Genomic DNA, 5,243 nt, shown 5'->3' with positions numbered 1-5,243 from the left:
TGGTGTTCACGGCGTTGGCGCCCATCGCGTCGCGGACGTCGACCTGCAGGTGCGCCACCACGTAGGTGCCGGCGCGGGAGTGCACCAGCCGCACCGCGACGTCCCGGACACCACCGCCGAACTCGACGAGCTTCTCGTCCTGGGCGTTGGCCAGTTCGATCAGCTCGTCGCGGGCCTCCAGCAGGCGGACACGACCGGCCTCGGGGTCGCTGACGCCGACGATCTGCACCTGCGCCTGCATGATCGGCGCGGTCGAAGACGTGGTGAACCCGCCGTGCACGCGCGCGATCTTGGCGGCGTTGCTCGCGGCGGCGACTACCGAGGCCTCCTCGGTGGCCATCGGCACCAGCACGTCGGCGCCGTTGACCACGAAGTTCGTCGCCACCCCGAGCGGCACGCCGAGGCTGCTCCCCTCCAGAGTGTCGGCCGCCGCGGGCGCGTCCTTGCGGCGGTGCGGATGGTGGCCAGGCCGACGAATCCGCCGACGAGCGCGATGGCGGCGGCGCCGAGGAAGGCGGCGGAGAAGCCGTGGGTGAGGGCGAGCGTGTTGTCGAGTTCGCCGGCGCCGAACGAGAGGCCGACCGCGGTTCATCACCGGCAGGCCGAGGGCCGAGTCGATCTGGTACGAGGTTTTGACGATGCCGGACGCGAGGCCACTTCTCCCGGCTCGCGCCCGAGATGGCCATACCCAGGGACGGGATGAACGCCAGAGCCTGGCCCAGAGCGGCGACCAGCGTCGAACCACGAACGACCCCGTCGGCCGGACGAAGGACAGTCACACCAGGCCGGCGGCCAGGGCCCCATAGAACCGGCGACGATCAGGCTCTTGGTGCCGAACCCGGGCGATCAGGCGCGGCGCCGACCATCAGGATCACGAGAGCAGGGTCATCGGGAGCAGCGCCGCGCCGCCGGCGAAGGCGCCGTAGCCGAGTGGGCCGAAGAACGTGCCGGGCGTCAGTGCGCCGCTGTACCGCACCCTCAACGGGGCGATTCAGGACGCCAACAACGGGGCAGCCCGGAAGACGTGCGATGAGGTCTGGGGCCCCAACGACGGCACCCTCTTGAACTGTGACGAGTACCCGTTCGCCACCACTGACGAAGGTGCCGCCAAGGGGGACGGCAACTACTCGGCCCGGCTGATCGGCGCGCGAGATAACCAGGCGGCTGGCAGCTGGCTCGTCAGTAACTACACGCTTAACTGTCTTCTCGACGGCGACGCGTTCTACATTGCCATCACGCCCTGACAGCGGTGGCGTGGATGCGACCTCGTCGTGCCCACGCCACGATGGTCATCATGGTGGCACTGCCGGAGACGCTCAGCGTCCGCCCTGACCGCGGTCTCATTGGGCTGTATGGCGAGCAGGTCGACGTTTTCGACTACGAGTTGGTGGGCACCCGCACCTCCGAGGTCCTAGTCAGCAACGACTACGAGGCCTACATCCGCATCCCGGACACGCTCGACCCGGTCAGGCTCCACTTCGGTACGGGCGACACGGACGAGACGGTTCTCCTCGGACGCGCTGAGATCGAGGTCCCGACAGGCGAGCTCGTGGTCAGTGAGATCACGCGCGGGGTGCATGGGCCGTTCGAGCTGCCGGATGGGCCGGGGATCTATGCCTTGACGGTGGAGGCTCCAGCTGATCGCGCAACCGGCGCTGCGCCTGATGACCTCTGGCTTCGTTTGGAGAGAACCGGCGATCCGACGCGGGAAGAGGACGAGGATTGACGATGTCGGGGGCTCCCGCTGCGTGACGTCCTGATCGAGGCGGCACGGCCTGAGCTGTCGATGGGCCCCCGATTCAGCATCTCCTGGTGTACTGCCGCGTCGTTCGGTTCTGCACCGTTGCGGCCCGGTCGTACCTTCTCGAACACATCGCACCACTTGGTTCAGCCGCAGCCCGTTGCCGCAGGCGAAGGCGTCGTGATCGTTCGGCAGCCGTCGATTGGGTCAGGCGATCAGCCTTGACACTCCGATGGTGACCATCGGCCTGCTGGTGGTTCCGATGATCACCCGGCTGGTGTGGCTGCACTGACCGGACGATCTGGCCATCTGGTCGCCCGCAGGACAGCCATGGTGCCAGCGTTTCCGCATGCCGAAACGCTGGCACCATCGCACAGTGTCTGAGGTGGTAGCTGGTGTACCTAATTGACGGCGAGCAGGTACACCATGGCGATCCGGCTGGTGCTGGCCGGAGCGCGACCTTGAACGCGCGATTGGACAGGACTCACGCGGGGATCGCATCGAACAGAAGACGCCAAAAGAGTGCCTCAATCACCATAATTGTATTTCGGTGAAAACACTTCACGGAGCGCGTCAGCGACTCCGAGTGTCAATCTGCAGACTTCTCCGCGGGTTTCAATCATCGGAAGAAAGCCGAACGCGTCCGCTACATTATTGAAGAACTTCACAAGTTCCTGTGTTCGCGGGGAACTTAGTTCCGCTTCGCCATTCACAAGAAGTGTTCGCAAGAAGTCAATGCGGTCTTCAGGTATACTGCCATGAATGACAATATGTGACAGTTCGGCCCGTACGGAGGAATTATTCTCCCAGGCTTTGAGGGGACGTTGCGATGCGTCTCTGAAAACTTCTTCGGGCATGCGTTCTACACTTCCCCCCACGTGAGCCGTTCGGGATGCAACATAGTGCACCAATGTGCACATGGCAACCCGAACGGCCACTGTTCGCGTCAGTAGGTGCAGCTCTTGGAAGCCTCGCCCACCCGTGCCCCACCTGCGGTCGGCGAGTACACGCTCACGCGCAGGGTGTACGTGCCGGACGCAGCGGTAGCTCCGTAGAAGGTGGAAGTGTCCCAGTTGCCGTTACTCGATGCACGGACTGTCTGCATCGCCTGCGGCGCGAAGGTTCCCGGCCCCTCGATGTCCAGGTAGACGTCGTAGGAGAGGTTGGCCGAGTAGTCAACGCCCCACGCCTTGTATGCGATCAAGGGCTGGACACCGCCGGTATTGCAAGCGATCGAAGCGAAGGTGTCGTATGCTGCCGGTCTTTGCTGAGCGGCTTGGGCGGATGAAACGCCCGCAAGCAGAGCTGCAAGGAAAAAGAACGGCAGAACTTTTCTCGCACGACGAAGCAATGTTGTCAAAGCTGACTCCCCAGATAATTGACCCCAGTTCGAGACGCGACGGGAAAACCGCGGCGCCGCGATGGACTATATAAGGCTGACCGGCAGGGAATGTACCGACGAATGGGTGACAGCGAACCTCGATAACTTGAAAATTGTTGGCAGCTGGACAATTCCCGCGCTCCCGCCGTGTAGTTGTAGGTGTCACAGGCTCGCTGGGGGCACTGAATGTCCAGTTTGCACGAGTTCGTGACCCGTCCTCGGGCTCTGCAATCCGGACAACCAGCCGTGCGGGCGCAGTGCAGCCTTAAGGTGCCTGCGGTGCGTGATGGGCCGTCGAAGCCATCGATGCGCTGACCGCCGCTGACTGACCAGAGGAAGGCCAACGCCGTTGTCGCGAATCGGGATCACCGGGCATTCGAACCTGACCGCCGAGTCCGTTCCCGCGGTCGCAGAAGGCATCCGTGTCGCGCTCGCCGGCCACGGCCGTGATGGGCTGATCGGTGTCACCTGCCTCGGCCGCGGCGCCGACCAGGTCTTCGCCGCGTCGTGCTCGAACTCGGCGGCGCGGTCGAGGTGGTCTTGCCCGCGTCCGACTACCGGGAGCGCAAAGTCAAACCGGACAACGCCGCGGAGTTCGACGAACTGCTCGGCCAAGCCAAAGACCGTGCACACCATGCCCTTCGACACGTCGAACCGCGAGGCGTACATGGCAGCCAGCGAGCACCTGTTCGACAATGTCGACACCGTGTCGCGGTCTGGGACGGCGGCCCCTCCGGCGGCCACGGCGGCACAGCCGAAGCCGTCGACGCAGCACGCGATCGCGGCCTGTCCGTCACCGTGGTCTGGCCGGAGGCCGCTCGCCGAAAATGAACGACTCACCGGTCTGTCGTTGGGGCTTGATGCAGCCCGATCACTGCAGGGTGCCCGTGCCGGCTACTTGCGCGTAGTTGGAGGGTGGCCCGTAGCGAAGGATCCGGTAGCTGTCGAGGTGAGCATCCTGTAGTAACGAGGCTCGGCCAAACTCCTCGGTGAACGCCCGGACGTGGTTGGCGGCGAAGGGTATCCCCACGTAGGCCAAGTCGGTGTCGTCGGGCCAGGTCACGTCGTGGACGTGCCGTTGGTGGTCAACGCACCACGCGCCAGTTGGCGGAGCGGGTCCAGGGCGAGGCCACCAAGCTGGGCCTGGAGGTCGTTCGGTTCGCCGCGAGGGACTACGGCGGAGCGAGGCTCGACGACTACCACCAAGGCCAGGCGGTGGGCGTGATGAACTACTGGGTCTACTTCAACAGCAGGCCCGTTCCGCAACCCGCCGACCTGGTCATCTTCGACGACGCCCACCTAGCGGAATAGCCGCTCAGTGGGCTACAGACACTGCGCATTCCCGACAAGCCCGGCCCCGCTCGCGTCCTGTACCGAACGATCTGTGATCTTGTCATCGCGCACACCGACGCGTACGCCGGACTGCAGGCAATGCGTGATGGCACCGCTCGGCCGGGCACCCCGCCGGAGCTGCTGTCGTTCAGCGACTGGGCGGCGATCGCCACACCGTCGCGTGGCGCGATCGAGGCGTCACCACTGGTCGCTGACCTCGCGCTCAAGGACGAGGCGGACGAGATCAAGGCAGAGGTCAAGAAGCTCCGGGACGAGATTAAGTGGGTGTGGCCGAAGGTACGTGAGCACCTCACCCATTGCGGCGTGCTTATCGGGTCGTCCGGGATCGAGGTCCGCCCGTACCACCCGCCGACGGCGCTGAACGCTGGGTACAGCCAGGCCAAGCAACGGATCTACCTCTCGGCGACCCTCGGCTCGATAAACGACCTCCAACGCCGCATCGGCGGCGGCCGGATCACCCGGCTGGAGACCGAGCAGCCGCTGCCGTCCGGCAACACCGGCGAGCGCGTGTTCGCGTTGAACCCCTCGTCCGAGCAGGCGCTTGATCTCGGCGTGCTCAGCTGGGCACTCGAGCAAGTCCAGGCAGCCGGCGGGAAGGCGGCCTGGCTGTGCGCTAGCCACGGCGAAGCGGACACCCTGCAGGCAATCTTCAGTGGGCTCGGCGGCCATCCCGTCTACCGCCTTCGGGCCGGCGACGACACCGCAGTCGACGACTGGAGCCGCGCTCCCCAGGGGCAGTTGATCACCGCGGGCCGCTATGACGGGCTC

At 65.2% G+C, this 5,243-nt stretch carries 8 protein-coding genes; 5 read left to right on the top strand and 3 right to left on the bottom strand.

Going from position 1 to position 5,243, the window contains the following annotated elements; genetic code table 11:
• The coding region (locus tag L2C96_RS43845) for a hydroxymethylglutaryl-coenzyme A reductase family protein (RefSeq protein ID WP_504905512.1) at nt 1-397 on the bottom strand (397 nt) is incomplete at its 3' end.
• 547 nt (nt 398-944) lie between these two features.
• On the opposite strand from L2C96_RS43845, the gene L2C96_RS43840 reads away from it, so the two are divergent.
• Nucleotides 945-1,244: a NucA/NucB deoxyribonuclease domain-containing protein gene (locus L2C96_RS43840; protein WP_237340291.1), complete on the top strand. Its 300-nt coding sequence runs from the start codon at nt 945-947 to the stop codon at nt 1,242-1,244.
• A gap of 50 nt (nt 1,245-1,294) precedes the next feature.
• The gene (locus L2C96_RS43835) at nt 1,295-1,726 is read left to right on the top strand and encodes a hypothetical protein (RefSeq protein WP_237340290.1); all 432 of its coding nucleotides are present in this window, start codon (nt 1,295-1,297) and stop codon (nt 1,724-1,726) included.
• A gap of 542 nt (nt 1,727-2,268) precedes the next feature.
• Here the strand turns inward: L2C96_RS43835 and L2C96_RS43830 are convergent.
• Together L2C96_RS43830 and L2C96_RS43825 are read right to left on the bottom strand one after the other, a co-directional pair.
• Complete coding sequence (locus L2C96_RS43830) at nt 2,269-2,598, bottom strand: hypothetical protein (RefSeq protein ID WP_237340289.1); 330 nt, start codon at nt 2,596-2,598, stop codon at nt 2,269-2,271.
• An 89-nt stretch (nt 2,599-2,687) separates the two neighbouring features.
• Nucleotides 2,688-3,101 (bottom strand): hypothetical protein, encoded by a 414-nt coding sequence (locus L2C96_RS43825; protein ID WP_237340288.1) that lies wholly within the window; start codon nt 3,099-3,101, stop codon nt 2,688-2,690.
• 528 nt (nt 3,102-3,629) lie between these two features.
• On the opposite strand from L2C96_RS43825, the gene L2C96_RS43820 reads away from it, so the two are divergent.
• The 3 genes from L2C96_RS43820 to L2C96_RS43810 all read left to right on the top strand — a co-directional run.
• The gene (locus tag L2C96_RS43820; protein WP_237340287.1) at nt 3,630-3,953 is read left to right on the top strand and encodes a hypothetical protein; all 324 of its coding nucleotides are present in this window, start codon (nt 3,630-3,632) and stop codon (nt 3,951-3,953) included.
• Nucleotides 3,954-4,226: 273 nt separating this feature from the next.
• Nucleotides 4,227-4,433, top strand: coding sequence for a hypothetical protein (locus L2C96_RS43815; RefSeq protein ID WP_237340286.1), 207 nt, complete (start codon nt 4,227-4,229; stop codon nt 4,431-4,433).
• A gap of 120 nt (nt 4,434-4,553) precedes the next feature.
• Nucleotides 4,554-5,243, top strand: a 690-nt coding sequence (locus L2C96_RS43810; RefSeq protein ID WP_237340285.1) for a hypothetical protein, incomplete at its 3' end; no start/stop codon positions are given.

Source organism: Amycolatopsis tucumanensis (assembly GCF_021654135.1).
GTDB lineage: Bacteria > Actinomycetota > Actinomycetes > Mycobacteriales > Pseudonocardiaceae > Amycolatopsis_E > Amycolatopsis_E tucumanensis.
The sequence above is the reverse complement of the archived record's forward strand: the minus strand, read 5'-3'. Positions and strand labels throughout refer to the sequence as shown.